The sequence below is a fragment of the Endothiovibrio diazotrophicus genome (genome assembly GCF_054657215.1).
Window position 1 is genome coordinate 87,230 of sequence record NZ_BAAHXB010000003.1, and the last position, 25,433, is coordinate 112,662.

23 protein-coding genes and 1 pseudogene are annotated in these 25,433 nt (G+C 65.6%); 16 read left to right on the top strand and 8 right to left on the bottom strand.

Features of this window, described 5'->3' with window-relative positions:
- Positions 1-18 precede the first annotated feature (18 nt).
- Both ACYQ2W_RS01755 and ACYQ2W_RS01760 read right to left on the bottom strand, forming a co-directional pair.
- Positions 19-1,947 (bottom strand): hypothetical protein, encoded by a 1,929-nt coding sequence (locus ACYQ2W_RS01755; RefSeq protein WP_459862796.1) that lies wholly within the window; start codon positions 1,945-1,947, stop codon positions 19-21.
- A gap of 440 nt (positions 1,948-2,387) precedes the next feature.
- Positions 2,388-4,067 carry a B12-binding domain-containing radical SAM protein gene (locus tag ACYQ2W_RS01760; protein WP_459862798.1) on the bottom strand — a complete coding sequence of 560 codons (1,680 nt, stop codon included), beginning with the start codon at positions 4,065-4,067 and terminating at the stop codon, positions 2,388-2,390.
- 399 nt (positions 4,068-4,466) lie between these two features.
- Here ACYQ2W_RS01760 and ACYQ2W_RS01765 point away from each other — a divergent pair, with 399 nt between their 5' ends.
- Genes ACYQ2W_RS01765 through ACYQ2W_RS01795 form a run of 7 tightly spaced genes read left to right on the top strand, consistent with a single transcriptional unit; the run spans position 4,467 to position 10,667 of the window.
- A complete protein-coding gene (locus ACYQ2W_RS01765) occupies positions 4,467-4,955 on the top strand; it encodes a HyaD/HybD family hydrogenase maturation endopeptidase (protein WP_459862800.1) in 489 nt (162 codons plus the stop codon).
- Positions 4,956-4,996: 41 nt separating this feature from the next.
- Positions 4,997-5,413, top strand: a complete 417-nt coding sequence (locus tag ACYQ2W_RS01770; protein WP_459862801.1) for a hydrogenase expression/formation C-terminal domain-containing protein — start codon at positions 4,997-4,999, stop codon at positions 5,411-5,413.
- A gap of 34 nt (positions 5,414-5,447) precedes the next feature.
- A complete protein-coding gene (locus tag ACYQ2W_RS01775) occupies positions 5,448-6,545 on the top strand; it encodes a hydrogenase small subunit (protein WP_459862802.1) in 1,098 nt (365 codons plus the stop codon).
- Entirely contained in the window at positions 6,542-7,201 is a 660-nt protein-coding gene (locus ACYQ2W_RS01780; RefSeq protein ID WP_459862804.1) for a hypothetical protein, read from the top strand. Before ACYQ2W_RS01775 ends, ACYQ2W_RS01780 begins: the two co-directional genes overlap by 4 nt.
- Positions 7,198-8,496 carry a (Fe-S)-binding protein gene (locus ACYQ2W_RS01785; RefSeq protein ID WP_459862806.1) on the top strand — a complete coding sequence of 433 codons (1,299 nt, stop codon included), beginning with the start codon at positions 7,198-7,200 and terminating at the stop codon, positions 8,494-8,496. The genes ACYQ2W_RS01780 and ACYQ2W_RS01785 overlap by 4 nt, the downstream gene beginning before the upstream one ends.
- Complete coding sequence (locus tag ACYQ2W_RS01790) at positions 8,480-8,935, top strand: hypothetical protein (protein ID WP_459862808.1); 456 nt, start codon at positions 8,480-8,482, stop codon at positions 8,933-8,935. Before ACYQ2W_RS01785 ends, ACYQ2W_RS01790 begins: the two co-directional genes overlap by 17 nt.
- A 10-nt stretch (positions 8,936-8,945) precedes the next feature.
- The gene (locus tag ACYQ2W_RS01795) at positions 8,946-10,667 is read left to right on the top strand and encodes a nickel-dependent hydrogenase large subunit (protein ID WP_459862809.1); all 1,722 of its coding nucleotides are present in this window, start codon (positions 8,946-8,948) and stop codon (positions 10,665-10,667) included.
- Between the two features lie 141 nt (positions 10,668-10,808).
- Here the strand turns inward: ACYQ2W_RS01795 and ACYQ2W_RS01800 are convergent, their stop codons facing one another.
- Positions 10,809-11,339, bottom strand: coding sequence for a hypothetical protein (locus ACYQ2W_RS01800; protein WP_459862811.1), 531 nt, complete (start codon positions 11,337-11,339; stop codon positions 10,809-10,811).
- 529 nt (positions 11,340-11,868) lie between these two features.
- Between ACYQ2W_RS01800 and ACYQ2W_RS01805 the strand changes: the two genes are divergently transcribed.
- Positions 11,869-12,483 carry a hypothetical protein gene (locus ACYQ2W_RS01805; protein ID WP_459862813.1) on the top strand — a complete coding sequence of 205 codons (615 nt, stop codon included), beginning with the start codon at positions 11,869-11,871 and terminating at the stop codon, positions 12,481-12,483.
- Positions 12,484-12,772: 289 nt separating this feature from the next.
- Here ACYQ2W_RS01805 and ACYQ2W_RS01810 read toward each other — a convergent pair whose 3' ends face one another.
- The 5 genes from ACYQ2W_RS01810 to ACYQ2W_RS01830 all read right to left on the bottom strand — a co-directional run bounded on the left by ACYQ2W_RS01810 (position 12,773) and on the right by ACYQ2W_RS01830 (position 18,029).
- Positions 12,773-13,606 carry an ABC transporter ATP-binding protein gene (locus ACYQ2W_RS01810; RefSeq protein WP_459862815.1) on the bottom strand — a complete coding sequence of 278 codons (834 nt, stop codon included), beginning with the start codon at positions 13,604-13,606 and terminating at the stop codon, positions 12,773-12,775.
- Entirely contained in the window at positions 13,596-15,599 is a 2,004-nt protein-coding gene (locus tag ACYQ2W_RS01815; protein WP_459862817.1) for an ABC transporter substrate binding protein, read from the bottom strand. Before ACYQ2W_RS01815 ends, ACYQ2W_RS01810 begins: the two co-directional genes overlap by 11 nt.
- 249 nt (positions 15,600-15,848) lie before the next feature.
- Positions 15,849-17,078 carry an STAS domain-containing protein gene (locus ACYQ2W_RS01820; protein ID WP_459862819.1) on the bottom strand — a complete coding sequence of 410 codons (1,230 nt, stop codon included), beginning with the start codon at positions 17,076-17,078 and terminating at the stop codon, positions 15,849-15,851.
- A gap of 167 nt (positions 17,079-17,245) precedes the next feature.
- Complete coding sequence (locus tag ACYQ2W_RS01825; RefSeq protein ID WP_459862821.1) at positions 17,246-17,683, bottom strand: molybdenum cofactor biosynthesis protein MoaE; 438 nt, start codon at positions 17,681-17,683, stop codon at positions 17,246-17,248.
- Positions 17,684-17,795: 112 nt separating this feature from the next.
- Positions 17,796-18,029, bottom strand: coding sequence for a MoaD/ThiS family protein (locus ACYQ2W_RS01830; protein WP_459862823.1), 234 nt, complete (start codon positions 18,027-18,029; stop codon positions 17,796-17,798).
- An 80-nt stretch (positions 18,030-18,109) separates the two neighbouring features.
- On the opposite strand from ACYQ2W_RS01830, the gene moaC reads away from it, so the two are divergent.
- The 8 genes and pseudogenes from moaC (at position 18,110) to ACYQ2W_RS01870 (ending at position 25,384) form a co-directional block, all read left to right on the top strand.
- Complete coding sequence (moaC, locus tag ACYQ2W_RS01835) at positions 18,110-18,589, top strand: cyclic pyranopterin monophosphate synthase MoaC (protein WP_459862825.1); 480 nt, start codon at positions 18,110-18,112, stop codon at positions 18,587-18,589.
- A gap of 41 nt (positions 18,590-18,630) precedes the next feature.
- Positions 18,631-18,822, top strand: a pseudogene (locus ACYQ2W_RS01840) (SPASM domain-containing protein); the annotation flags it as partial.
- Positions 18,823-18,852: 30 nt separating this feature from the next.
- A complete protein-coding gene (locus ACYQ2W_RS01845) occupies positions 18,853-19,641 on the top strand; it encodes a radical SAM protein (RefSeq protein ID WP_459862838.1) in 789 nt (262 codons plus the stop codon).
- 130 nt (positions 19,642-19,771) lie between these two features.
- Complete coding sequence (gene pepN, locus ACYQ2W_RS01850) at positions 19,772-22,417, top strand: aminopeptidase N (protein ID WP_459862827.1); 2,646 nt, start codon at positions 19,772-19,774, stop codon at positions 22,415-22,417.
- 319 nt (positions 22,418-22,736) lie between these two features.
- The gene (locus ACYQ2W_RS01855) at positions 22,737-23,024 is read left to right on the top strand and encodes an AF1514 family protein (RefSeq protein ID WP_459862828.1); all 288 of its coding nucleotides are present in this window, start codon (positions 22,737-22,739) and stop codon (positions 23,022-23,024) included.
- Between the two features lie 149 nt (positions 23,025-23,173).
- The gene (locus tag ACYQ2W_RS01860) at positions 23,174-23,716 is read left to right on the top strand and encodes a peptidylprolyl isomerase (RefSeq protein WP_459862830.1); all 543 of its coding nucleotides are present in this window, start codon (positions 23,174-23,176) and stop codon (positions 23,714-23,716) included.
- Between the two features lie 204 nt (positions 23,717-23,920).
- Positions 23,921-24,403, top strand: a complete 483-nt coding sequence (gene tadA, locus ACYQ2W_RS01865) for a tRNA adenosine(34) deaminase TadA (RefSeq protein WP_459862840.1) — start codon at positions 23,921-23,923, stop codon at positions 24,401-24,403.
- Between the two features lie 129 nt (positions 24,404-24,532).
- Positions 24,533-25,384 (top strand): hypothetical protein, encoded by an 852-nt coding sequence (locus tag ACYQ2W_RS01870; RefSeq protein ID WP_459862832.1) that lies wholly within the window; start codon positions 24,533-24,535, stop codon positions 25,382-25,384.
- Positions 25,385-25,433 lie beyond the last annotated feature (49 nt).

Below are 25,433 nucleotides of genomic sequence, written 5' to 3' on the forward strand. Positions count from 1 at the left end.
GTTTCGCTATTTCATGAATCAAAACCCTGGCTTATAACTTGGAACGGGAGAAACTATTAAGCCGGCTTTTCCAAACTCTTTTGTGGCAGGGTTGTACTCGATGGATATTCCTCGCATGCCGATCGCAATCGGCCGGTCAAATACCCGGCGCAGGCCAATGGACCGGTCGCTGTAGTTTACCAGCTGTACCGAACCGCCGGGTACAGCCTGGGTTGTTCCAATCCTGCTTTTCAGCCTGGCCAAGAGTGCGGCGGAAGCGGCCGTGTCCAGGTGATCCATATCAAGTGTGGCAGGCGTCATTGCAGGTATATTCGAGGATTCATCTGCTGTGGTTTGGGCGCCGATTAGCGTGGTAGGGGATGCCAGCTGCGTTCTCATGCCAAAACTGTCGGACGAGAACAGCGCAATATCCAGCGCTCGCGCATAGAACACCTCGGTTACGATTCGTAAGTGGACATACTCCGGCTTGCCAGCGATGGTGCATGCTCCACGGTTGGCCACCGCATCAACGAAGGGTAGGTGGGATGCGAGCGGAGATCCTGGTTTCGATTTCCAGGTTGGTGAGGTGTTCTGGGGGTTGGTCGAATACACCGGACTGTTGAATAAGGTGGACATGACCGTTGCCGCAGAAAGCGAATATGACTCAGCGGCTGGCACCTTGACGCTGACTCGATCGATGCTGCTCCTGCTGATGTTTATCCCGAGTCCCATGGCTTCGATTGGAATTAGCGCGGAAAGATCGCCTTGCGAGAAACTTACGGTGGCAAATTCCGGGAAACCAACCAGTCGCATTCGATTGTTCCTCGAACCAAATGTGTCGTCCGGCTTCGATGGCAACGCAGCCACCTCGATATCATTCAGGAATATGGAATATTTATCATCACGTGGTTGGGGCTGAAGCAGTCCGGCGCCGGCTTTGGCTATTGCGTCGCGCACGGATTTTGCGCTTTCTACAGCGGCCTTTGCTGCGGTGATTTTGTCTGGTGATTCGGTCGATAGTTTTGTAGCTGCCGCGGTTGCGAGTGTCAGTTCATGGGTTTTCTGCACAAGAGCGCGATCCAGGTCGGCTTTCGTTTTCTTTGCGGCGTTCAGCGCCTCCTGTTCTGCACTAACGTCACGCGGCGCCGTTTGCTTCTTAGTCAATGCAGCCTGTGCGCGTTCTTTCGCTATCATCGCATCTTCCAAATCGCGGGTCGCTTGGGTGACGGCCCGTTGTGCTCTTGATTTTTGTTCGTCAGGAGCATCTTCGGCGATATCCTCCTCGGCTCTCGTTGCCTCTTTTTTTGCATCCGTCTTGCTGAGGATTTCGCCGTCTAGGCGGTCGACTTCCGCTTGCTCCGCCGATACATCAACGAGGGCTTCTTTGGCGGTATTCAGTGCCGTTTCCGCCATTGTTACCTCTGATGAGGCCTTTTCAACCTGCCAGGTCAGTTGCTGTTTTTCAGCGGTTATTCTTTCTACGTTATTATTGGCGTCGGAAACCGTCTTCATCAATTTGTCGAGTGCTTCCTGCTTCGACTTCACCTTCTGGTCCGCGGCTCCCCATGCGGGATTGCCTACGATGTTGTCGTAGCTGGAAGGTGTCTTGGGTGCGGAGATGGTTTTTGAATACTCATTATCGATTTTTGAACTGAAATCATCTCCTAGTCGGGCGAGACGGGGGCTCATTCCCATAATGCGGCGGCACACCCTCTGTTCTTCACTCAAACTATCCCATGGGTTGAGGAAAATGTCCTCGATTTCTTGGCTTGCGGGATCGTATCCGTATGCATATACATCTCCGACGAAAACATCCTCTCGTGGCGGAAATAATGGAATGATCCCCAGCTCACGAAGTGATTTCGACCACTCGCGTTGTACATAATATCTGTCGTCAATGGTTCCGCATCCGGATAATGTGGCGATGGCAATTGAGGCAAAAGCCAGCATTTTTATGCTATTTTTCATCACTCTTCTCCCTATTATAATGCGACGATTTTCGTTGGTCCGTATGTCGGTAGTGCACTGTTTCCTTTGCCATGTATAAAAAGCCGTCGTTCTTCTTGGCGATGGAAGGGGGCACGTGTTGCGTTTCCGGTGTTTGTATGGCCGCCAAGCGGCACTGCATCAACTATGCAGTCTGTGGAGCATCGTTCAGTATTATTTATTTATAATATTTGAAATTTCTTTGGCGATTTCTCCTTAGGCAATCGGTGAGTTTCTTGTCAGCGAAATCGTTTATAAAGTTATACCGTTATTTTTCGGTACATCAACTGCTATTTCTACTGAAGTCACGCTGCTTCTTTCCGGAAATGGCGTAGGGATTCCGGTGTGACAGTCGATTCTTGGTTTTCCCTTCCGTAGGAGGCGCCACCAATTCGAGCGTAGAGCCCAAATTGGGGGGCCGGCTATTTCGGGATGTGGTCGTAGCCGAGCAGCGCCTTGTCGTCAGGGTCCGGCGGCTGGCCGCGGTGGCGCTCGGCGGCGCGGGTCATCCGCTGGAGGCGCAGGATGTGCCAGCCCCAGCGCAGCTGGGCGACGGTGAATTCGACGCCGCGGCGCAGGTAGAAGGGGAGGGCCGCCTCGCGCGGTTTCGCCGGATCGCGTTCGTCCCGGCGCTTGATGCGGAACAGCCCCGTCTCGAAGGGGTGGACCTTTTCGATGCCGTAGGTGGCGCCCACCCCGAGGATGAATTCGGCCAGCGCGTCCATGTCGCCGCCGAGGGTGGCCTGGCGGCGCAGCATGCGCGCGACGTGTTCGGTGCTGTAGAAGATCTTCCAGGTCTCGGCGAACAGCGCCTCCAGTTCGGCGCCGCTCATGGTCGGGTGGGGCTGGGTGGCGTGGCAGGAGGTGTAGCGCGAGAGGTTGGGGTCGAGTGGCACCCCCTGGTTCCACAGCGCGGCGTGGTCGGCGGAGCCGGGCAGCGGGGTGAGGATGAAGGGGTAGAGGATGTCGACCGCGAGTTCGTCCTGGATCAGCTTGAGGTCGCGGCGCACGCTCTGCGGGGTGTCGTTGGGGAAGCCGATGATGTAGCCGGCCATGGTCACCACGCCGTGGCGCTTCCATTCGAGGAAGAAGCGCTGGTAGCGCTTCACCGCGTTGTGCTTCTTGCCCACCAGCTCCAGGGCGTCGGGGTTGACGCTCTCCATGCCGACGAACACCTGCACGGCGCCGGCGCGCACCGCCATCGGGATGAAGTCGGGGTCGTTGTCGCTCTGGGTGTCGACCGACAGCGCCATGGTGAACGCCAGCCCCTCCTCCTCGCGCAGCCGCGCCAGCGCGGTGAAAATCTCGCGCCAGTTCTTGTTGCGCGAGAGGTTGTCGTCGGTGAAGAAAAAGCGCTTGCGTCCGCGTTGCACGGCGTGGCGGATCACCGCCGCCATGGTCTCGCCGGAGCGCATCCGCGGCTTGCGCCCGTGGACGTTGATCACGGTGCAGAAGGTGCACTTGAAGGGGCAGCCGCGGCCCGCCTCGATCGGGTCGATGGGGTTGAGCGAGTGGGCGAGCTTGCGCTCGACCTGCTCCGGCAGGTGGGTGGCGGGAGGGGCGGCGGCGAGGTCGACCAGATCGTCGAGGTGGTTGTAGAGCGGCGGCAGGGAGCCGGCGTGGGCGTCTTTCAGCAACTGCTCGAAGCGTCCTTCCGCCTCGCCGGCGAAGAGGGTCACGCCGAGGTCGAGCATCTCCTGCAGCTCCGGGGTCGGCTCGGGGAGCATGGCCAGCACGCCGGAGACGTGGAAGCCGCCCATGGCCACCGGGATGTCGGCGGCGCGGAAGCGGCGGGCGAGGTCGGCGGCGCGCGGAAACTGGGCGGTATGGATGCCGACGAAGCAGGCCAGCGCCCCCGCCCGCGCCGCCTTCATGCGCGCCGCGAACTGCTCCACCGAGGGCATCGCGCACTGGTCGTCGTAGGCCTCGACGACGATCTCGACCCCCTCGCCGAGCACCCGGCGCTCGGCGCACTCCTCGGCCAGCGCGTTGACTACGGTCAGCGCGTTGGAGGGGTAGACCGAGCGGTGCCACTGCACCACGTAGCCGTCGTCGTCGTAGCGCGAGGGCTTGATCAGGATGAGGAGGAAGCGATCGGCCATGTTGGGGAGTTCCGCATAATCTGCGCCGCACCATCGGATTGCGGCGGGGAGAAGTCAATCTTTTCTACTCCGGGTTGATGCCACCGGCGCGGGCAGGGCGTTCCGGGAGATTCTTTCGCGAGCCCTTGGGCGGTGCTTGCCTACTTGGCGTAAGCAGGATGTGGAGGCCGGGCGCTCCATCTGTTGACCCCCGCCGCCATCGGCAGGCCGCGGCACTCCGTAGCATCGCGGCCTCGGGGCCGCTCCTACAGGGAACCGAGACGCGGCTATCGATCGCGACACACCGTTCTTTTACACGGTTTGAGTCAGCAAGTGGGTGAAGAATGCAGGCTAGAATCGAAAGGGATGTTTCTGCCGGTCCGCTCCGGGCGATTCGGCGCCTGCCCATGGGAGTCCCCCTTGTCCAGCTTTCGACTGCTCGTTCTCGGTATCGGCAACACCCTGCTCAGCGACGAAGGGGTGGGCGTCCACGTGGTCGACGCCCTCTCCGGGCAACTGGGCGGACGGGATGACGTCACCCTGTTGGACGGCGGCACCCTCAGCTTCACCCTGGCCGAGGAGATCGCCGGTCACACCCACTTGATCGTGGTGGATGCCACCCGCGCCGGCGGTGCGCCGGGGGCGGTGGTGCTGTTCGAGAACGAGGCGATGGAGCGCCATCTGCGCGGCAACCGCCGGAGCGTCCACGAGGTGGGGCTGAGCGATCTGCTCGACATCGCACGTCTTTCCGATACCCTTCCTCCGTTCCGCGCGCTGGTCGGCGTGGAACCGGCGGTGATCGATTGGGGCGAGCAGCCGAGCCCCGCGGTGCGCGAGGCCATTCCCCTCGCCTGCGAAACGGTGATGACGCTCGCCGAGCGGTGGTATCGGCTGGCGTCCCCATCCTGAATCGGCGTCCGCCGATCCCCTACCTGTGGAGGTACTCGGCCATGTCGGCATTGGACCGGATTGCGATTCAGGTGGCGCCGCCGCCGCAGTCGACCCACAACGCGCTCCCGCTGCTGCACGAGGTGCGTCACGCCCTGACCCGGCTGGCCGCCTCGGCGGAAACCACGACCATCGACCTGCGCGCCGTTCCGTTCGCGCCCGGTGAGGTCGAGGGGCTGTTGGGCTTCCTGGGAAAAGGGGAGATTTACGCTACGCTAACGGCTATGGGCGAGACGCGGATCTGGGAGAGCCGCTTTCCCGGGGTCTGGATCGTCGACCATCGCGACGTCGACGATCAATCGATCGCCCTGCAGATCGAGGTCTGCGAGATCCCTTCACTGCTGCGCACACCCACCGAGGACGTGCACGACAGCGTTTTACGCCTTCAGGAGGAACTGGCGCAATCACCGCGTTCCTGAGCGGCGTGTCCGCTCCGGATCGGGAGGGTTGAGCATGGTGGATGACATCACCTTGGGCGAAAGCCTGCGTCGCGCGGGGGTTTCGCGCCGCGGCTTTCTGAAGTTCTGCGCCGCCACCGCCTCGCTGATGGCGCTGCCGCCGAGCATGGTGCCGGCGATCGCCGCGGCGCTGGAGCGGGCGCGGCGTCCTTCGGTGATCTGGCTCTCCTTCCAGGAGTGCACCGGCTGCACCGAGTCCCTCACCCGCAGCCACTCGCCGAGCGTCGAGGGGCTGATCTTCGACCACATCTCGCTGGACTACCACCACACCCTGCAGGCGGCGGCCGGCGCCGGGGCGGAGGCGGCCCGCGAGGCGGCGATGCACGAGAACGCCGGCCGCTACCTGCTGGTGGTGGACGGCTCGATCCCGCTGGGCAATCCCGGTTTCTCCACCATCGCCGGCATCAGCAACCTGGACATGCTCGAAGAGAGCGCGAAGGGGGCCGCGGCGATCATCGCGGTGGGCAGCTGCGCCGCCTTCGGCGGTCTGCCACAGGCCGCGCCCAACCCCACCGGCGCGGTGTCGGTGGGCGAGATCATCAAGGACAAGCCGATCATCAACGTACCGGGCTGCCCGCCGATCCCGGTGGTGATCACCGGTGTGCTCGCCCACTACCTGACCTTCGGCGCCATCCCGGAGCTGGATCACCTCGGGCGTCCGAAGTCCTTCTACGGCCAGAGCATCCACGACCGCTGCTACCGTCGTCCCTTCTACGAGCGCGGCCAGTTCGCCGAGAGCTTCGACGACGAGGGGGCGAAGGCCGGCTGGTGCCTGTTCAAGCTGGGCTGCAAGGGACCCACCACCTACAACGCCTGCGCCACCGTCAAGTGGAACCAGGGGACCAGCTTCCCGATCGAATCGGGCCACGGCTGCCTGGGTTGCTCCGAGCCCGACTTCTGGGACGCCGGCAGCTTCTACGCCGCCCTCTCGCAGCCCATCGACCGTGCCGGCGGCACGCTGCTCGCCGCGGCGGCGGCCGGCGTTGCGGCGGGCGCCGCGGTGGGGCTCGACAACCGCCGGCGCAAGGCCGAACACCAGGCCGCCCACGAACCGATGGCGGTCGCCGATCTGGCGCAGGAGTCCAAGTCGTGAACGCCACCGAACTGTTGCTGTGGGCGCGTGGGCCGGGCTTCGACATCGCGCTGACCGTGGCCGTCGCCGGCACGCTGCTGCGCCTGTTCGAGATCCTCAGCCTGGGGCGCAAGGCGGACCTCTCCGAGCGGCGGGGCAGCGGCCCGGCCGGTGCGTTGAGGACCATCGTCGGCCGCTCCCTGCCGCGCCGCTCGGTGTTCGCCCGCGAGCCGCTGCGCATCGTCAACGGCTACGTGCTGCACCTCGGCCTGTTCGTGGTGATCTTCCTGTTCGGTCCGCACATCGCGCTGATCGAGCAGGCACTGGGCGTCGGCTGGACCGCGCTGCCCTCCGGCATGGTCGACGCGGCCGCCGCCGTCACCCTGCTCTCGCTGGTCGCCGCCTTCGTCTTCCGCCAGGTCAACCCGGTGCTGCGCCAGATCTCGACGGTGGACGACTACGTCGCCTGGGCGGTCACCCTGTTGCCGGTGCTCACCGGCTATCTGGCGTTCAACCACCTGCTGCTGCCCTACACCCTGATGCTGGCGCTGCACATCCTCAGCGTGGAGCTGCTGCTGATCGTGGCGCCGTTCACCAAGTTGACCCACATCTTCAGTTTCCTGCTGGCCCGTGGGTATCAGGGGTATCAGGCCGGCCACCGGGGAGTCGAGTCATGAGCGCGCCATCGGTCGAGAAGGGCATCCGCTTCATCAAAGAGCAGATCGACGCGCCGGTGGCCAGCTTCTTCAGCGCCTGCGTCCGCTGCGGCCTGTGTGCCGAGGCGTGCCTGTTCTACACCGAGACCGGCGACCCGCGCTATACGCCGATCCACAAGGTGGAGCCGATGCGCCGCGTCTGGGAGCGGGAGTACACCCTGTGGGGCAAGCTGAAGGCCGCGGTCGGCCTCGCCAAGCCGGTCACCGAGGAGGTCTTCGCCCAGTGGGAGACCCTGGTCTACGACGGTTGCTCGCTGTGTGGTCGCTGCTCGCTGGTCTGTCCGGTGGGCAACGACATCTCCGGCATGATCCGTAAGCTGCGCGAGGGCTTCGCCGCCGCCGGCCACGCCCCGGAGGGGCTGATCGGCGCCACCACCCGCGCCATCGAGATCGGCAGCCCGATGGGGGTGAAGCTGCCGGCGTTGAAGGCGCAGATCGGCCATGTGGAGAAGGAGACCGGGCTGGAGATCCCGCTGGACCGCGCCGGTGTCGAGTACATGGTGCTGCTCTCCTCCATGGAGATCATGAACTTCCCGGAGTACCTGGAGGCGATCGCCAAGATCATGCACCAAGCGGGCAAGCGCTGGACCATCGCCTCGAAGGCCTTCGAGGCGACCAACAGCGGCATTCAGATCGGCGTGTCGGACCTGGCGCGGGTGCTGGTGCGGCGGGTGGTCGATGCCGCCGAGGAGCTCGGCGTGCAGACGGTGATCAGCCCCGAGTGCGGCCACGCCTACACCGCGATCCGCTTCGAAGGGCCCAACCTGATCGGGCGGCCCTACAACTTCAAGGTGCGCCATGTGCTCGAAGTGCTCGACGCGTTCCGCCGCCAGGGGTTGCTCAAGACGGAGGGGGTGGAGGAGGCGCGGCTCACCTACCACGATCCCTGCCAGATCGCCCGTAAGGGGGGCGTGGTGGAGCAGCCGCGCGATCTGCTGAACGGGGTGGCGAGCCGCTTCGTCGAGATGGAGGATCGCGGGGCCATGAATTGGTGCTGCAGCGGCGGCGGCGGGGTGAGCGCCAACGAGCGCGCCGACGAGGTGAAGTTCAAGGCGTTCCAGCGCAAGAAGCGGCAGCTGCTGGAGACGGGGGCGGAGGTGGTGGTCACCGCCTGCGCCAACTGCCGCATCACCCTGGAGGAGGGGCTGGAGGAGAACAACATGGATCTCCCCGTGGTCGGCCTGACCGAACTGATCGCCGAGCATCTGGTGGAGGATCGTGCGGAGAAGGGGGCTTCCGATGAAACCGATCGATAACGACCAGGCGTTCCACGCGGTGCTCGACGGGATGGAGGCGGCACGCCAGCGTCAGGTGGCGGCGCGTTTCGTCGAGCACGTCCTCGATCTCGCCGACGACGAGCGGGTGCGGGTGGCGGTGGCGGCGGCGAAGAACCCGGCGACCACCCCCGAGATGCTGGAGGCCGCCTTCAAGGGGACCAAGCAGTCCGTCCTGGAGCACCACGCCCGCTGCGGCGCGGACTGCCACTGGTCGGTCCAGGCCGGCTACTTCGTGGCGCGGGCGGCCATCGCCTGCGTCGAGCCGAAGGCGCCGACCCGCGGCAAGGGGCTCGCCTGGCAGGCGGCGATGAACGGCCGCATGGCGCGCACCTGCCAGCTCATCGAGGCCGGCGAGGAGTCGCCGGACGGCGAGCGCGAGGCGCAGTACCGCATCCTGGCGGATTTCCTGGATTGCTGAGAGAACGAGCATGAGCGAACGAATCGTCGTCGATCCCGTCACCCGCATCGAGGGGCACCTGCGCATCGAGGCGCAGATGGAAGGGCAGCGGATCGCCCGGGCCTACTCCTCCGGCACCATGGTGCGCGGCATCGAACTGATCCTGCGCGGACGCGATCCGCGCGACGGCTGGGCCTACGCCCAGCGCATCTGCGGCGTCTGCACCCTGGTCCACGGCCTCGCCTCGGTGCGTTCGGTGGAGAACGCGCTGGACTACCGCATCCCGCACAACGCCGAGCTGATCCGCAACCTGATGATCGGCGCCCAGTACATCCACGACCACGTGATGCACTTCTACCACCTGCACGCGCTGGATTGGGTGGACGTGGTCTCCGCGCTGGAGGCCGACCCCAAGGCCACCTCCGAACTGGCCCAGTCGATCTCGGCGTGGCCCAAGTCCTCCCCCGGCTACTTCGCGGAAATGAAGAAGAAGCTGAAGGGGTTCGTCGAGGGGGGGCAGCTGGGGATCTTCGCCAACGCCTACTGGGGGCACCCGGCCTACAAGCTGCCGCCGGAGGCCAACCTGATGGCGGTCTCCCACTACCTGGAGGCGCTCGGCTGGCAGCGCGACGTGGCCAAGCTGCACGCCATCTTCGGCGGCAAGAATCCGCACCCCAACTTCCTGGTCGGCGGGGTGGCCTGCCCCATCGACCTCAACTCCGACTCGGCGATCAATGCCAAGCGGCTCTCCCAGGTGCAGGACGTCATCAGCCAGATGCGTACCTTCGTCGATCAGGTCTATCTGCCGGACACCCTGGCGGTGGCCGGTTTCTACAAGGATTGGGCGACCCGCGGCGAGGGGCTCGGCAACTTCATGGTCTACGGCGACCTGCCGGCCACCCACATCGGAGACACCGACCACTACTTCTTCAAGCCCGGCGTGATCCTCGGCCGCGATCTCTCCACCGTCCATCCGGTGGATCTGGATGCGGAAGGGGAGATCGAGGAGTTCGTCGCCCACAGCTGGTACGACTACGCCGGCGGCAAGGCGCAGGGGCTCCACCCCTATGACGGCGAGACCAAACCCAACTACACCGGCCCGACGCTGCCGTTCCGGCAGCTGGACGTGGAGAACGCCTACTCCTGGATGAAGGCGCCGCGCTGGAAGGGCAAGCCGATGGAGGTGGGGCCGTTGGCGCGGGTGTTGATGCTCCATGCCCAGGGCCACGAGCCCACCCGGGAGCTGGTCGGCATGACGCTCCGCCAGCTCGACCTGCCGGTGGAGGGGCTCTTCTCCACCCTCGGGCGCACCGCCGCCCGCACCCTGGAGACCAAGCTGCTGGCCGACGCCATGCAGGGGTGGTACGACCAGCTGGTGGCCAACATCCGCGCCGGAGACACCAAGACCTTCAACGACGCCCTGTGGGAACCCTCCAGCTGGCCGCGCGAGGCGCGCGGGGTGGGGGTGATGGAGGCGCCGCGCGGCGGGCTCGCCCACTGGATCGTCATCAAGGAGGGGCGGATCGACAACTATCAGGCGGTGGTCCCCTCCACCTGGAACGCCGGTCCGCGCGATCCGCACAACCAACCCGGCGCCTACGAGGCGGCGTTGCAGGACAACCACGAGATGCACGACGTCCATCAGCCGTTGGAGATCCTGCGCACCATCCACAGCTTCGATCCCTGCATCGCCTGCGCGGTGCATCTCACCGACGAGAATGGCGAGGAGATGTTGCGGGTGAAGGTGGCTTGAGGGGCGTCGGGTACGGAGTGAGCGTCAACGAAAGGCCCGGGGGGCGCAGTGGGGCATCTTGGATGCGACGATAATTGATTGTCGTGGTGTATTGAAAAATTGGGCCAGGTCAAACGAATTCGAACCTGGCCCCATTTCACTTTACGATTGCCTTTCCATTACTACATAGAAGAAGGCGATTCCAATGGGTGAGCCTGCGGCGACGAATCCCGCATCTACCATTTTGGCTGAGATGTTGCCGGGGAATTTGGCTCGCAACTGTTTGACCGCGGAGCTGATTGCCTTGTTTATGTCGGTAGAGTTCGGGGCATACCCAACCGCCTGATTGTCGTTAGAGTGTGCTGCTGCCAACGTCGCGGGGGTGTGTTCCACTCTTGGCTCCTGGATGTCCAGCCTGATGGTTCCCTGAGCGGTTTCGAAATAGACGTAATCCACGCCAGGGTACGAAAAAAATTCTGCAATGTCATATTCTTCCGAGCCGATTGCCCCGCAGTTGTCCTGCGTCACCTGGTAGATCGGTGGGGCGATTTCGTTGTGAATGGGCCTGATCTCAAGGCCTCTGCAAAGGTTGGCAGTATGGCCTTTGGCAACAATGATAATCATCGAGGTGCCCTCAATACGGTACGCGGCGACGTTGTCCGCAGCCGGACGGAGTATGACGTAGTCTTTCATTTTGAATGCTCCAAATGAGGTTGAATTTGTCTTTGGGGTCGGCTCAGAAAATCAACGGATGTTGGTGTTATGGATGTCGGTTGGCAACGCTATAAATATGTCTGATCCAGTTTTGCTTTCGAAACTATCCGAGGCTCGTTGAATTTGCTGAACGCAGGTGGACTCTATTGATATATAGAATTGGAAGCCATTACGGTTGATTACATCCGGTTCCAATCTATTGCATTGGCATTGTCGTTCCCAAGCATGCCGGAAACTGGCGAGCGCCTGCTCCGTTACGCCGCGACGGGCGGTGAGCGGACGGGAACGGTGCGGTTCGCAGCCGTTCGTTGGGGTGGATTTCCGCCGCCGATATGTCGTGACGACAAAATGTGTGGCGTGTCGATCGGCGAAATGGATGCGGTTCCATGAAGTGTTCGGGATTGTCCCCGCGCGACCCTTCGCGCAACCGGATGAAATATCCCGCGCGGCGATTTTGTTCTATCCTGAGCCGCGTTTTTTCCTCCAACCAACCAATAAGGAGATTGTTGTGGAACCCCGCACCGAAGAAATCACCCGTCTGCTCGACAGCGTCGATCGTCTCACCCGCCTCGCCGAGGGCAGCGAGCAGCGTATGCGCCGTCTGGAGCGCTGGAACCGCAGCCTGGTCGGTTCGCTGTTCGCGCTGGTCGGGCTCGGCCTCTATGTGGGGGTCGGCCTCTCCGGGCCGTCGGCGGTCGCCGCGGAGGGTGAGGTGGCCCGGGTGGAGCAGAGTCTGGCCGGCGATGCGAAGCGCCTGGAGAGTGACGCCGACCAGATGGCGGCGACGGCCAAGTTCGACGCCGAGGCGGACGCCCAGCGGATCGACGCGAAGATGGCGGCGATTCGCCACGACGTCGCCAGCGGCAAGAGCATCGATCCGTTGAAGGGGATCATGGCGATGCTGCACGAGGTGCAGAAGGCGCTGCAGGCGATGCCGCGGATGGCCGACGACATGGATCAGATGACCCTGGCGATGAACCAGATGAACGCCAAGATGAGCGCGATGCCGGCGATGGCGGTCGACATGCACGAGATGAACGGCAAGATGGGGATCATGGCCCACGACGTGAACCGCACCATGGGCAAGATGGGGAGCTGGATGCCGATGCCGTGGGGGCCGTGAGGGGCGCCGCACTTTCCGTTAGATCGATCGGGCCCTGCATTCGCGGGGCCTTTTCTTTTCGGGGAGGCGGGCGCAATGGGCTCGTTCGTCGCGAGGGCGGGGGTTCCTCCGTAGGTCGGCGCTACCGCGCCGACGCGAACGAAGGCAGCGGGCTTACGGCCGTGATGATCTTCGCGAACGGAACGCCCCGTTCGGGAAATGTGGCGGTGACGACAAGGAAATGGTGCCCCCGTTCCGGTCGGCGCAGTAGCGCCGACCTACGGCGTTATCCGACGGAACAACGGAGGGGTTATCGATAGCCGCCGACCAGCTCCAGGCGGAGTTCTTCGGTCAGCTGTTCCCGCTTGCGCAGTTCGGTGAAGCGGTGGAGGAGGTCGCTCTCGGTGAGGCGCCGCTTCTCGTCGGCGTCGAGCTCCTCGACGATTTGTCCGTGGTGCATCATCAGGGTGCGGTTACCGAGGGTCAGCGCCTGCTCCATGCTGTGGGTGACCATCAGCGTGGTCAGGCCGGCGGCCTCGACGAAGGCGCGGGTGAGGCGGATCACCTGGGCGGCGGACTTGGGGTCGAGGGCGGCGGTGTGTTCGTCGAGCAGCAGCACCTTCGGTTCGCGCAGCACCGCCATCAGCAGGGTCAGCGCCTGGCGCTGGCCGCCGGAGAGGCTGCCGATGAGGTTGTCGAGACGCTCCTCCAGGCCCATCTCCAGGCTGCGCACCCGTTCGCTGAGCTGCTCGCGAAGTTTCGCGTCGAGGCTGGTGCGTGGGCGGCGCGGGCGGCCGCGCAGGTGGGCGAGCAGCAGGTTCTCGGCGATGCTCATGTTCGGCGCGCTGCCGGTGAAGGGGTTCTGGAAGACCCGCGCGACCCGGTGGGCGCGGCGGAAGTCGGGCTTGCGGGTCATCTCCTCGCCGGCGATGTGGATCGAGCCTTGGTCGGGCAGGAAGCTGCCGGCGACGGCGTTGAGCAGGGTCGACTTGCCCGAGCCGTTGGTGCCGATGACGGTGAGGAAGTCGCCGGGGGCCAGCGTCAGGTCGATGCCGCGCAGGGCGTAGACAGCGTTGACCGTGCCGGGGTTGAAGGTCTTGTGCAGGCCGGCGATGCGGATCATCGGGGGCAGATTACTGGGCATCGCGGGGCTCCTTGGATACGACCCGGTCGGCGAACTGGACCACGCCGATGGTGGTGAGGCGGCGCAGGTCCTTGAGTTTGCCGTTCTTCACCACCAGCTCGGCGCGTTTCATCACCTCGTCCGGTATCGCGATCTTCAGCTCCTTCGCCTTGTCCAGGTTCACCCCCCAGTGGAGGCCGGTGTACTGCTGGAAGGGGATGTCGTTGGGCTTCTCGCCCTTGGCCAGGATGCGGTAGGCGAGATGCGCCGCCTGGATGCCGCTGGCGTGGTAGTCGAAGCCCACCGCGCCGACGATGCCGGCCTGAATGCGCGCGATTTCGGAGAGGAAGATCGGGATGTGGAACTGGTTGGCGGCCTTCTCCACCGCCTCGATGGCGGAGAAGACGGTGTTGTCCGGGGGCAGCACGAAGGCGTCGATCCCCTGGTTGCCGAGTGCCAGTGCCTGGTCGTAGACCTCGGCGGAGCTGCCGACGATGCCGGCCTTCATCTCGATCTGCGGATAGTCGGCGGCGAGCACCTTGCGCAGCTCGCCGACGCTGTAGACGGCGTTGGCCTGGCCTTCGTTCCACATCACGCCGATGCGCTTCATCCCCGGTAGGATCGCCGTGCTCATCGCCATGAACTGGTCCATCGGCACGCTGCCGTAGACCCCGGTGACGTTGGGCAGGTGGTGGCTGTCATCGGTGCCGGCGTCGATCACGAAGGGGTTGGAGACGGTGGCGAAGAGCACCGGGCGGTCGTGGATGCGGCTGATCGCCGCCTGGGTCGCCGGGGTCGAAATCGAGAGCACCAGGTCGGCGTCCCGCTGGACGAAGCTGTCGAGCAGGGTGGGCAGGGTGGCGATGTCGCCGTGGGCGTTGGCGAGGAGGAACTCGGTGTTGCGCCCCTCGACGTAGCCCAGTTCGGCCAGCTCGCGGATGAACGCCTCGCGGGTGTCGTCCAGCACCTGGTGCTCGACGATCTGGATGATGCCGATGCGGTAGTGGCCCGGTTGCAGCTTGACGTCCTTGCCGAGGGCGGCGGTGGGTGTCGGGTTCTGCTGTTCCAGTTGCGGCAGGCCGAAGAGCAGCGCGCCGCCGGCCAGCGCGACGGCGCCGCCGATCGCGGCTCCGCGAGCGGAGGGGAGCAGGCGGCCGGCGGCGACCCGCCGCGAGAGGATCAGAGTGGCGAGGACGAACAGCGCGGTGATCAGCTTGAGGTCGATCGGGTTGAGTCCCACCGAGAGGGCCAACGCGACCATCAGGCGGAACACCACCGAGCCTACGATCACCCCGATCACCATCGCCCACAGCGAGCGGCCGCGCAGCAGCGACTCGCCGATGATCACCGAGGCGAGACCGAAGACGATCACGCCGATGCCCATGCCGATGTCGACGAAGCCCTGGTACTGGGCGGCGAGCGCGCCGGAGAGCGCCACCAGGGCGTTGGCGAAGGCGATCCCCAGCAGCTTCATCCAGTCGACGTCGACGCCGTTGGCGGCGACCATCGCCGGGTTGTCGCCGGTGGCGCGCATGGTCACGCCCAGATCGGTGCGCAGGAACCAGGTGACCGCGGCGGCGAACAGCGCCATCACCGCCAGCAGCACCAGCAGCAGCCACGCCTCGCCGGGCAGACCGGGGTTGAAGCCGGCGAGCCAGGAGAAGAGGGTCTCCTCCTTGAGCAGCGGGATGTTGGCCCGCCCCATGATGTGCAGGTTGACCGAGTAGAGCGCGGTCATCACCAGGATGCCGGCGAGCAGGCCGTTGACCTTCAGCTTGGTGTGGATCAGCGCGGTGGCTGTGCCTGCCACCGCGCCGGCGGCGAAGGCTGCGGGCAGTGCGAGCAGCGGGTGGACGCCGGCCACCAGCAGTATCGCGGCGACCGCCGCGCCGGTGGTGAGACTGCCGTCGACGGTGATGTCGGGGAAGTCGTAGATGCGGAAACTGACGTAGACCCCCATCGCCATGAAGGCGTAGATGAGGCCGAGGTTGACGGCGCCGATCCAGAGTTCCACGGGGGCAATCCTGTTGTTGGTTGAGTCAGCGGCCTGTCGGGCCGGGTAGGGTGTGCCGACGATAGGAGACGCACCGGTCGGAGCGGGCAGGGCGTCTCCCGGGACTTCTCCGGCGTGACGATATAGGGCGTGCCGTGCGCGCCTTGTCGAACGAGGGCACCGTCCTGAACGGGAGGTGGAAACCGGTCCGTTCGCCGGCTCCGTTGAGCACGGCGTGCACGGCACGCCCTATAGGTACCGTGACCATGGCTACTTCGCGCCTTCCAGCTTGATCAGCCCCACCAGTCCCGCGCGCAGGGTGGTGGTAGGCAGCAGGTGGCAGACCTGCTCCGGCGACTGGTGGGCGATCAGCCGCTCCAGTTCCCGTTCGAGGTCGCCTACCCGGTGGCTGAGGTGCCCCTTCCCGGTGATCAGGGCGTGGAGGTGCAGGGCGCTCTCCTGCGGCAGCAGCTCCGCCAGCGCCGCCGGCAGCCGGCCGGGTTCCCGCGCCATGATCCCGGTGGCGGCCAGCAGCAGGCCGCTCTCGCCATCCTCCACCGGGAAGTCGAACCAGTCGGCGAAGCGTTCGGCGTCGAAGATGCTCCCGTCCCCCTCCGTCAGTGCGCCGGCCAAGGGGGGGCGGCGCAGCGCCATGCCGCGGTGGCCACGGCTCTCGGCGACCAGCACCACCCCGAGAAGATCTGCGTCGCTGACCCGGAACAGCACCCGGCGCAGGCGCTCCAGGTCGATGGGCTGTTCGCGGTCCTCGAACTGGACGCGGTGGCGGAACTCGCCGCCGAAGCTGAAGCCGTGCAGGAAACGCAGTTTGCCCAGCTCGCCGGACCACTCGCGCAGTACGTAATCGACCCGCGGGTTGGGCACCGCCGGTTGGACGAAGAAGTTGCCGTCGATCACCACCGCCTCGCCGAACAGGCGGGAGTACTCAGCGAAGCGCTCGCCGGCCGCGGCCAGACCCGCGGCGTAGGTGCCGGTCTTCAGGGATTCGGCGTGGACGTCCTGCTCGCGGTAGCCGGCACGGGCCAGCGGGCGGTGGTCGCCGATGGGACGCAGCTCGCCGGGGGCGGCCTCGCGCGTCTCCACGCGCAGGGAGATCCCTTCGGCGGTGGTGGCGCCCGGTGTCGCGTCGTTCTCCTCCGTCTGCCTGGCGATCAGCTCATCGGGCGCGGCGATCAGGGTGAACAGCCGGGTCATCCCGGCGGTCTGCAGCACGTCGCGGATCAGCTCCCCCGCACCGAGCAGGATCAGCTCGCCACCGGCGCGATGGAGCTCCTTGTGGACGATCAGCAGCGAACGGATGCCGGCGCTGCTGAGGAAGGCGATGGTGGAGAGGTCGACCAGGATCCTGCGCTCCCCCTCGTCGACCAGGGCCATCAGCGCATCCTGCACGCTGCCGGCGGAGAGGGCGTCGAGGCGGCCGTCGAGGCGGATGCGGCACAGGCCGGTGGTGGGTTCGAGGTCGGTGGGGTAGGGGGTGGACACGCGGGGTCTCTGCTTTGGGTTCGGGAGGGTTGATCCGTAAGGGTGGCCGTTGGTTTTCGCGAAGGGCTCGACCTGTAGGAGCGGCCCTAAGGGCCGCTCCTACAGGTTGCGGCGGTGCCGACGTTATCTACGTTCACGGTAAAGGTTTGACCGGAGGGTGTCGACCGCTACCCGGGGGTGTTGTGTTCCACCCAGCGCTCGCCACCTTCCAGCGTCTCCTTTTTCCAGAAAGGGGCCTTGCTCTTCAACTCTTCCATCAACCAGCGGCACGCCTCGAACGCCTCGCGGCGGTGGGCGCTCCACACCGCGACCAGCACGATCGGCTCGTCCGGTTGCAGCGGGCCGACCCGGTGGAGGATCAGCGATTCGATTACTCCCCAGCGTTCGGTGGCCTCGGTGGCGATCTTCTCCAGGTACTTTTCGGTCATCCCCGGATAGTGTTCCAGGGTCATGCCGGTCACCTCGCTCCCCTCGTTGAACTCGCGCATGGTGCCGACGAACAGCGCGGTGGCGCCGTGCTTGCCGGCGATCTCCGGACGTGACGCCTGATAGGTGCTCGCCTCGGCGTAGGGGTCGAAGGGGGTGGTGCGGATCTCGATCGTCATGTTTCACCGTGGCCGGGGAGATGCGGTTGTCTGCTCATCGGCGCAGGGCCATTCTAGCGATCCGGTGGCCTGCCGAAACGGCCAAAAATCACAAATGCGGCAGATTCGCGTGTCAGCCGCCGGTGACCGGGGGAAAGAAGGCCACCTCGTCGCCGTCGCGGACCGGTGTGTCGAGGTCGCAATACTCCTGGTTGACCGCGGTCAGCGTATTGGCCGGCAGCGGCTGGCCGGGTTCGGCCCGCGCCCACACCTCCGCCACGGTCAGTCCCTCGGCGGCCTCCAACTCGCAGCCGTCGCGCCCCAGCCGCTCGCGCAGACTGGCGAAGAATCGCACCTGGATGGTCATCGCGTTCACCGTGCAAAAGGGTCGGTTACTATGACAACATAGCCTCCCTCCGGCAAACCGGCGAAATATCCGCGAGAATCATGAATGAATTGACCCACTTCAACGCCCGGGGTGAGGCCCATATGGTCGACGTCGGCGACAAGCAGGTCACCGGGCGGGTGGCGGTGGCCGAGGGGCGGATCACGATGGAGCCGGCGACCCTGGCGCGGATCGTCGCCGGCGATCATAAGAAGGGCGACGTGCTCGGCATCGCCCGGGTCGCCGGCATCATGGGGGCGAAGCGCACCGCCGAGCTGATCCCGCTCTGCCACCCGCTGGCGCTGACCAGGGTGGAGATCGAACTGGAGCCGCGGGAGGCGGACTCCGCCGTCCACTGCCGCGCCACGGTGAAGACCCGCGGCCGGACCGGGGTGGAGATGGAGGCGTTGACCGCGGTGCAGGTGGCGCTGCTCACCGTCTACGACATGTGCAAGGCGGTGGACCGGGGGATGACGGTCGAAGGGGTGCGGTTGTTGGAGAAGGCGGGCGGCAAGTCGGGCCATTGGGTTCGCGAGCGGTGAACGTCCGTCCGGCAGATCAGGTGGAAGAGGGTGACGAGGGCGTGGGTCGCCTCTGTCTGGACCCGTGGAAGTATGTGGAGATCTCCGCGAACGGGGAGGTCCGGCCCTGCTGTAATTTCCCTGCGTTGGGGCGCCTGGGGGAGGAGAGTTCGGAGCTCGGTGAGTCGTTGAATCAAGAGCCTTTCCGGGAACTGAGAGCGTCGTTACTGAGCGGTCGTCTGCAGGAACCCTGTCGGAGATGCCATATTCGCAGGATGGAGCCGTTGAGCACCCTGCGGGCAGCGGTCGAGGAGGAGGCGCGAGCCGCCCACATCGGCGATCCGTTGCGGCAGATGCGCATTTCCGAAATCCGCATCGACATCAACGAGCGATGCAATCTGCGCTGTGACTACTGCGCGGTATCCGCGCCCTCCTACCACGGTGTCGAGATGCCGGCTTCGGTTTTCGACCGCGTTCTGCCCCTGCTCCAGCGGGAGAAGGATGCCGCGGTCTATGTGAACGGACACGGGGAGACGACCTACCACCGCGACTGGCAGGCGTGGTGCCGGCGGATCCTCGATGCCGGTCACCGCCCGATCATCACCACCAACCTCGCCAAGCCGTTCAGCGACGACGAGATCGCCTTGCTGGCTCGGTTCCGGACCATCCAGGTCAGCCTGGACAGTCATGATGCCGGGATGATGAAGCGCGTCCGCAAGGCGGTCGATGTCGACAAGGTCTTCGCGACGATGGAGCGAATCCGCGAAGCGGCCGCGCGTGGCGGTTCGCCCGATGTGCCGGAGTTCAGCATGAGCGTCGGCGTCTACGACCCGTCGGTGTGGACGCTCGAAGCGTTCGTCGAGCGCCTCATCGCGATCAACGTGGCGGCGATAACCTTCTGGAACCTTGTTGAAAAACCACACCAGGTCCAGGTGAAGGCGTTGTGCCGGCTGGAGGAGCCCATGCGTCAGCGCGCCCGCGAGATCCTGTCGAACGTCCGCTCACGGCTGGAGAGGGAGGCGATTCCCCACGAATTCGCCGGTGATTTCGACGCGATGCTCCCCCTTCGGTGACCTGCGACGACGGGGCTCTCCGCGGGATGGATCGCGGCGCGGCGGGCGTTGGGCCATTGGTTTCGTGAGCCACCGCCCCCATGAAATGGATATTGTTTTTCCCCCTCTTTTTTCGTGGATCAATCAAAGCATGGCCGGCGATACCCCCCAAACCATCCACCTCAAGGATTACACCCCCCCGCCATTCCTGATCGAGCAGGTCGACCTCCGTTTCCAGCTCGACGAGACGGCGACCAAGGTCCACTCCACCCTGGTGGTACGCCGCAACCCCGCGGGGCAGCCGGTCGCCCACCTGCGCCTCGACGGCCAGGCGTTGAGGCTGCTGGCGGTGGCCCTCGACGGCCACGATCTGGGGCCCAACGATTATCGCCTCGACGACGAGTCGCTGACCTTGCTGGACGTCCCCGACGCCTTCACCCTGGAGGTCGACACCGAGATCAACCCCAAGGGGAACACCGCCCTGGAGGGGCTCTACCTCTCCTCGGGCAACTTCTGCACCCAGTGCGAGGCGGAGGGGTTCCGGCGGATCACCTACTACCTGGATCGCCCCGACGCCATGGCCCGTTTCACCACCCGGGTGGAGGCCGATAAGGCGCGTTATCCGCTGCTGCTCTCCAACGGCAACCCGGTGGCGTCCGGTGAGCTGGAGAACGGCCGCCATTTCGTCACCTGGGAGGACCCCTTCCCCAAGCCCTGCTATCTCTTCGCCCTGGTCGCCGGCGATCTGGCGCTGCACGAGGACACCTTCACCACCATGAGCGGTCGCGAGGTGGCCCTGCGCCTCTACGTCGAGCACCGCAACATCGACCAGTGCGCCCACGCCATGCGCTCGCTGAAGCGGGCGATGAAGTGGGACGAGGAGACCTTCGGCCGCGAGTACGATCTCGACATCTACATGATCGTCGCGGTCAGCGACTTCAACATGGGGGCGATGGAGAACAAGGGGCTCAACGTCTTCAACGCCAAGTACGTGCTGGCCCGTCCGGAGACCGCCACCGACCACGAGTACCAGTGGATCGAGGGGGTGATCGGCCACGAGTACTTCCACAACTGGAGCGGCAACCGGGTCACCTGCCGCGACTGGTTCCAGCTCTCGCTGAAGGAGGGCTTCACCGTCTTCCGCGACCAGGAGTTCTCCGCCGACATGGGTTCGCGGGCGGTCAAGCGGATCCAGGACGTGCGCGACCTGCGCGCCCGCCAGTTCCCCGAGGACGGCGGACCGATGGCCCACCCGGTGCGCCCCGAGTCCTACATCGAGATCAACAACTTCTACACCGCCACGGTCTACGAGAAGGGGGCCGAGGTGGTGCGCATGCTGCACACCCTGCTCGGCGGCGAGGCCTTCCGCAAGGGCTCCGATCTCTACTTCGAGCGCCACGACGGCCAGGCGGTGACGGTGGAGGATTTCGTCGCCGCCATGGAGCGCGCAAGCGGCCGCGATCTGGCCTCCTTCCGCCGCTGGTACAGCCAGGCCGGCACCCCGGTGGTGAGCGCGGAGCGCCACTACGACGCCGCGGCGCAGCGTTTCACCCTCACCCTGCGCCAGCACACCCCGCCCACCCCCGGCCAGCCCGAGAAGGGGCCGCTGGTGATCCCGCTGGCGATGGGGTTGATCGGTGCCGACGACGGTCGCCCGCTGCCGCTGCAACTGGAGGGGGAGGCGGCCCCGGTGGGCGACCACCGGGTGCTGGAGTTCAGCGCGGCGGAGCAGACTTTCACCTTCGTCGGGGTGACGCAGGCGCCGATCCCTTCGCTACTGCGCGGTTTCTCCGCCCCGGTGAAGCTGGAGGCGGGCTACAGCGATCCGGAGCTGGCCTTCCTGATGGCCTTCGACGGCGACGAATTCAATCGCTGGGAGGCGGGCCAGCAGCTCGCCGCCAAGGTGATCCTCGGGCTGGTGGCCGACCATCAGGCGGGCCGCTCGCTGGGCCTCGACGAGACCCTCTCCACCGCGTTCGGTGAGCTGCTGGCCGACCGCGAGGTCGATCCGGCGCTGCTCGCCGAGGCCCTCGCCCTGCCCGACGAGGGCTACCTCGCCGAGCTGATGACGGTGGTCGACCCCGACGCCCTGTTCGCCGCCCGGCAGCACCTGCGCCGCACCCTCGCCGCGGCCCACCGCGAGCGGCTCACCGCCCTCTACCGTGAACTCTCCGGCGACGCCTTCTCCATCGAGGGCGAGGCGATGGGGCGGCGGGCGCTGAAGAACGTCGCCCTCGGCTACCTCGGCGAACTGGCCGACGAGGAGACCGTGGCCCTTTGCGCCGCACAGTTCCGCCGCGCGGACAACATGACCGACTCGATGGCCGCGCTGCGCGCGCTGAGCCATCTCGATCGACCCGAACGGGAGGTGGCGCTGGCCGCCTTCTACGAACGCTGGCAGGAGGACCCGCTGGTCCTCGACAAGTGGTTCAGCCTGCAGGCCGTCTCGCGGCTGCCCGGAACCCTCGACGAAGTGAAACGGCTGATGGGGCACCCGGCCTTCTCGATCCGCAACCCGAACAAGGTGCGATCCTTGATCGGCGCCTTCTGCGCCGCCAATCCGGTGCGTTTCCACGCCGCCGCCGGCGAGGGTTACCGCTTCCTCGCCGACCGGGTGATCGAATTGAACGCGCTGAACCCCCAGGTGGCCGCCCGCCTGCTCACCCCGCTGACCCGCTGGCGACGCTTCGACGCCGCCCGCCAGGGCAAGATGCGCGACGAACTGATGCGTATCCGCGACAGCGGTGGCCTCGCCAAGGATGTCTACGAGGTGGTGAGCAAGAGCCTTGAGGGGTGATTGGAGGCTCTGGAAGGGAACGCGGAGGGCGCAGAGACGCAGAGAACGCAGAGAAGAGAGGTGGGGCGGGTGTAGGGTGGATAAGCGGAGCGCATCCACCAAAACGGAACCGCTGAAGGTCAGGGATTTCCGATCGCCGATGATGCGCGGGTAGAGGCGGGAGAGATGCGGCCCGAATCGGTGGATGCGCTGCGCTTATCCACCCTACGCCGCTCCTGCCGTCGTGGTAGATACGGCCCGCCCTCTGCGCTCTTCTCTGCGTTCTCTGCGTCTTTGCGTCCTCTGCGTTGATCTGATCATGCTTAATAAAGAACGACCGATGGATACCCTGAAACTGAACTGGAGCGGCGAGCCGCTCACCTTCGAGCGGGCCAAGCGGCTGGCCGACGCCATCGCCGAGGAGATGCTCGGCGGCGCGGTGAACCTCTCGTTCTGGGACCGCGACCGTAACCTGGAGGCGCCGGGGCATGTCAGCGAGTGCAAGAGCGAGACCTGCAACCGCCCCGGCTGGCTCGAATACGCCGAGTATCGCGACGGCAAGCTGGTGGTCGACTACGACGATGGCCGCTTCGTCTTCTGCTACCGCGACCTCGGGGAGTTCGCCTGAACGGGGATTGGCCACGGAGGCACGGAGAACACGGAGTCGAGTTAAGATATTTGGTTTGTTCGTCATGGAGGTTCGAGAGCCGGAGCAACGATTTTTCTCCGTGTCCTCTGTGCCTCCGTGGCTCTCTTTGAAATGCCAGGAGAAATGAGATGACCGACAACGCCGGCCTGCGGGCCATCATGGAGACCGACAAGGGCACCATCCGTATCGACCTCTACGCCGAGCAGGTCCCCTATACCGTGGCCAACTTCGTCAACCTGGCCCGCCGCGGCTACTACGACGGCCTCAATTTTCACCGGGTGATCGACGACTTCATGATCCAGGGCGGTTGCCCCAGCGGTACCGGCACCGGCGGCCCCGGCTACCAGTTCGCCGACGAGATCGACCCCTCCCTGCGCCATACCGGCCCCGGCATGCTCTCCATGGCCAATGCCGGCCCCGGCACCAACGGCTCGCAGTTCTTCATCACCCACGTGCCGTGCCCGTGGCTCGACGGCAAGCACGCGGTGTTCGGCAAGGTGGTCGAGGAGGCGGACCAGCAGGTGGTCAACGCCATTCGCCAGGGCGACGTGATGACCAAGGTGACCATCGAGGGTGACGTCGCGGCGCTGATGGAGCAGACCAAGGACGCCGTCGACCAGTGGAATGCCGCCCTCGACAGCGCCTTCCCCAACCTCGCCCCGGCCGAATAATCGACGGCGTCGTTCAACGCGGAGAACGCAGAGACGCCGAGGACGCAGAGGACGCAGAGGACGCAGAGGACGCAGAGTTCGTGCCCGCCGGACGGCTGGAGACGCCACCGCTCCAGCGGGTACGATCCGCCATGCAAATCCTTCTCTGCGATCTCTGCGTCTCTGCGTCCTCCGCGTTTTCTCTCAGAGCCTCGAAGCGAAGTGATCGAAGACGAACAGTGGATGCGCCGTGCCCTGGAATTGGCGCGGCGGGCGGCGGAGGCCGGGGAGGTGCCGGTGGGCGCGCTGCTGGTGCGCGACGGCGAGGTGGTGGGGGAGGGGTGGAACCGGCCGATTCTCAGCCATGATCCCACCGCCCACGCCGAGGTGACCGCGCTACGTGAGGCAGGGCAGCGGGTCGGCAACTATCGCTTGGTGGAGACCACCCTCTACGTCTCTTTGGAGCCCTGCCCGATGTGTGCCGGCGCGCTGGTCCACGCGCGGGTGGCGCGGGTGGTGTTCGGCGCCTTCGATCCCAAGACCGGTGCCGCCGGCAGCGTCTTCGACCTGCTCCAGTCGCCGCTGCACAACCATCGGGTGGAGTGCGAGGGTGGGGTGCTCGCCGAGGAGTGCGGTCAACTGCTCCGCGACTTCTTCCGTGAACGGCGGAAGAAGAGGGGGGACGGCGGATCGGCAATCTTCGGGTAGGGTGGCCGAGGTACGACGCGCACCGGTCGGAGCAGGGCGGGTTGGCGGGGCGGCGGCTTCCGTGTCACCCTCTCGTCCCGTCCCCTCCCGCTCGGTCGATCCAGGCGAATAACGATGATGCTCAACCTGATGAAGTTGCGGATTGTGCGCGCCCTGCCGCTGGCGCTGCTGCTGGTCTCCCCGGTGCTGCGCGCGGAACCGTTGGCGGAGTGGCTTGCCGCCACCGCGGGCGGCAAGTTCGAACCCGCCGGTCCTGCCGAACTGAAGGCGGTGCGCGAGGAGTTCGAGCGGCTGTTCCGCGGTGAGGCGGAGGCGGGACCGTGGGAGATCCTCGGTTTTCGCCTGACCCGCATCGGTCCCTTCTGGGCGCTGAGCGAGATCGACAAGAGGGGGCGCGGCGCCTATCTGGTGCGGGCCGACGGAGGTGACGGCGTCGCGCTGCAGGCCCCTCACCGCTTCGCCGATCCCGGCAGTGGCGAGATCGCCTTGAAGCTGATGGCCGAGGGCCGCCTCGCGGCCGCCGCCTGGAACAGCGTGGCGCGGCAAGGGGAGCGGCAGAGGGCGGTCGAGCAGGATCTGGCCCGTGCCGCGGCGAGCCACCACACCGCCTTCGCCCGCGCCTTCGCCCGCGTCCATGCGGAGGGACGGGTAGTCCAGCTCCACCGCTTCGCCGCCGATCGGCCGACCACCGAGGCGGGGCGCGGGAGCGCCATGGTGGTTGGCGACGGTGGGCTCCATCCGGGCGCGCGGCTGCTCGCGACCGCCGGTTGCCTGCGCGAGACGCTGGGCGAGGGGGTGCGCCACTACCCGTTTCAGGTGCGGGAGCTGGGCGGCAGCGACAATGCGGTGGGCATGCGCCTGCGGGAAGCGGGTTTCGACGGCTTCCTCCACCTGATGCTGGGCGAAGACATGACTGCCCGGCTGCGTGAGCGGGCGCCGGAACGGGCGGCGCTGCTCGGTTGCCTGGAGGGTGGGGCCTAACAGCCTGTCGGGCTTGGCAGCCCGACAGGCTGTTAGAAGAATCGGTAAG

Coding starts and splice junctions, on each gene's coding strand:
- ACYQ2W_RS01755 (WP_459862796.1), bottom strand. CDS start 1,947: ATGAAAAATAGCATAAAAATGCTGGCTTTTGCCTCAATTGCCATCGCC.
- ACYQ2W_RS01760 (WP_459862798.1), bottom strand. CDS start 4,067: ATGGCCGATCGCTTCCTCCTCATCCTGATCAAGCCCTCGCGCTACGAC.
- ACYQ2W_RS01770 (WP_459862801.1), top strand. CDS start 4,997: ATGTCGGCATTGGACCGGATTGCGATTCAGGTGGCGCCGCCGCCGCAG.
- ACYQ2W_RS01775 (WP_459862802.1), top strand. CDS start 5,448: ATGGTGGATGACATCACCTTGGGCGAAAGCCTGCGTCGCGCGGGGGTT.
- ACYQ2W_RS01785 (WP_459862806.1), top strand. CDS start 7,198: ATGAGCGCGCCATCGGTCGAGAAGGGCATCCGCTTCATCAAAGAGCAG.
- ACYQ2W_RS01790 (WP_459862808.1), top strand. CDS start 8,480: ATGAAACCGATCGATAACGACCAGGCGTTCCACGCGGTGCTCGACGGG.
- ACYQ2W_RS01795 (WP_459862809.1), top strand. CDS start 8,946: ATGAGCGAACGAATCGTCGTCGATCCCGTCACCCGCATCGAGGGGCAC.
- ACYQ2W_RS01800 (WP_459862811.1), bottom strand. CDS start 11,339: ATGAAAGACTACGTCATACTCCGTCCGGCTGCGGACAACGTCGCCGCG.
- ACYQ2W_RS01810 (WP_459862815.1), bottom strand. CDS start 13,606: ATGCCCAGTAATCTGCCCCCGATGATCCGCATCGCCGGCCTGCACAAG.
- ACYQ2W_RS01825 (WP_459862821.1), bottom strand. CDS start 17,683: ATGACGATCGAGATCCGCACCACCCCCTTCGACCCCTACGCCGAGGCG.
- ACYQ2W_RS01830 (WP_459862823.1), bottom strand. CDS start 18,029: ATGACCATCCAGGTGCGATTCTTCGCCAGTCTGCGCGAGCGGCTGGGG.
- moaC (WP_459862825.1), top strand. CDS start 18,110: ATGAATGAATTGACCCACTTCAACGCCCGGGGTGAGGCCCATATGGTC.
- pepN (WP_459862827.1), top strand. CDS start 19,772: ATGGCCGGCGATACCCCCCAAACCATCCACCTCAAGGATTACACCCCC.
- ACYQ2W_RS01855 (WP_459862828.1), top strand. CDS start 22,737: ATGGATACCCTGAAACTGAACTGGAGCGGCGAGCCGCTCACCTTCGAG.
- ACYQ2W_RS01860 (WP_459862830.1), top strand. CDS start 23,174: ATGACCGACAACGCCGGCCTGCGGGCCATCATGGAGACCGACAAGGGC.
- ACYQ2W_RS01870 (WP_459862832.1), top strand. CDS start 24,533: ATGAAGTTGCGGATTGTGCGCGCCCTGCCGCTGGCGCTGCTGCTGGTC.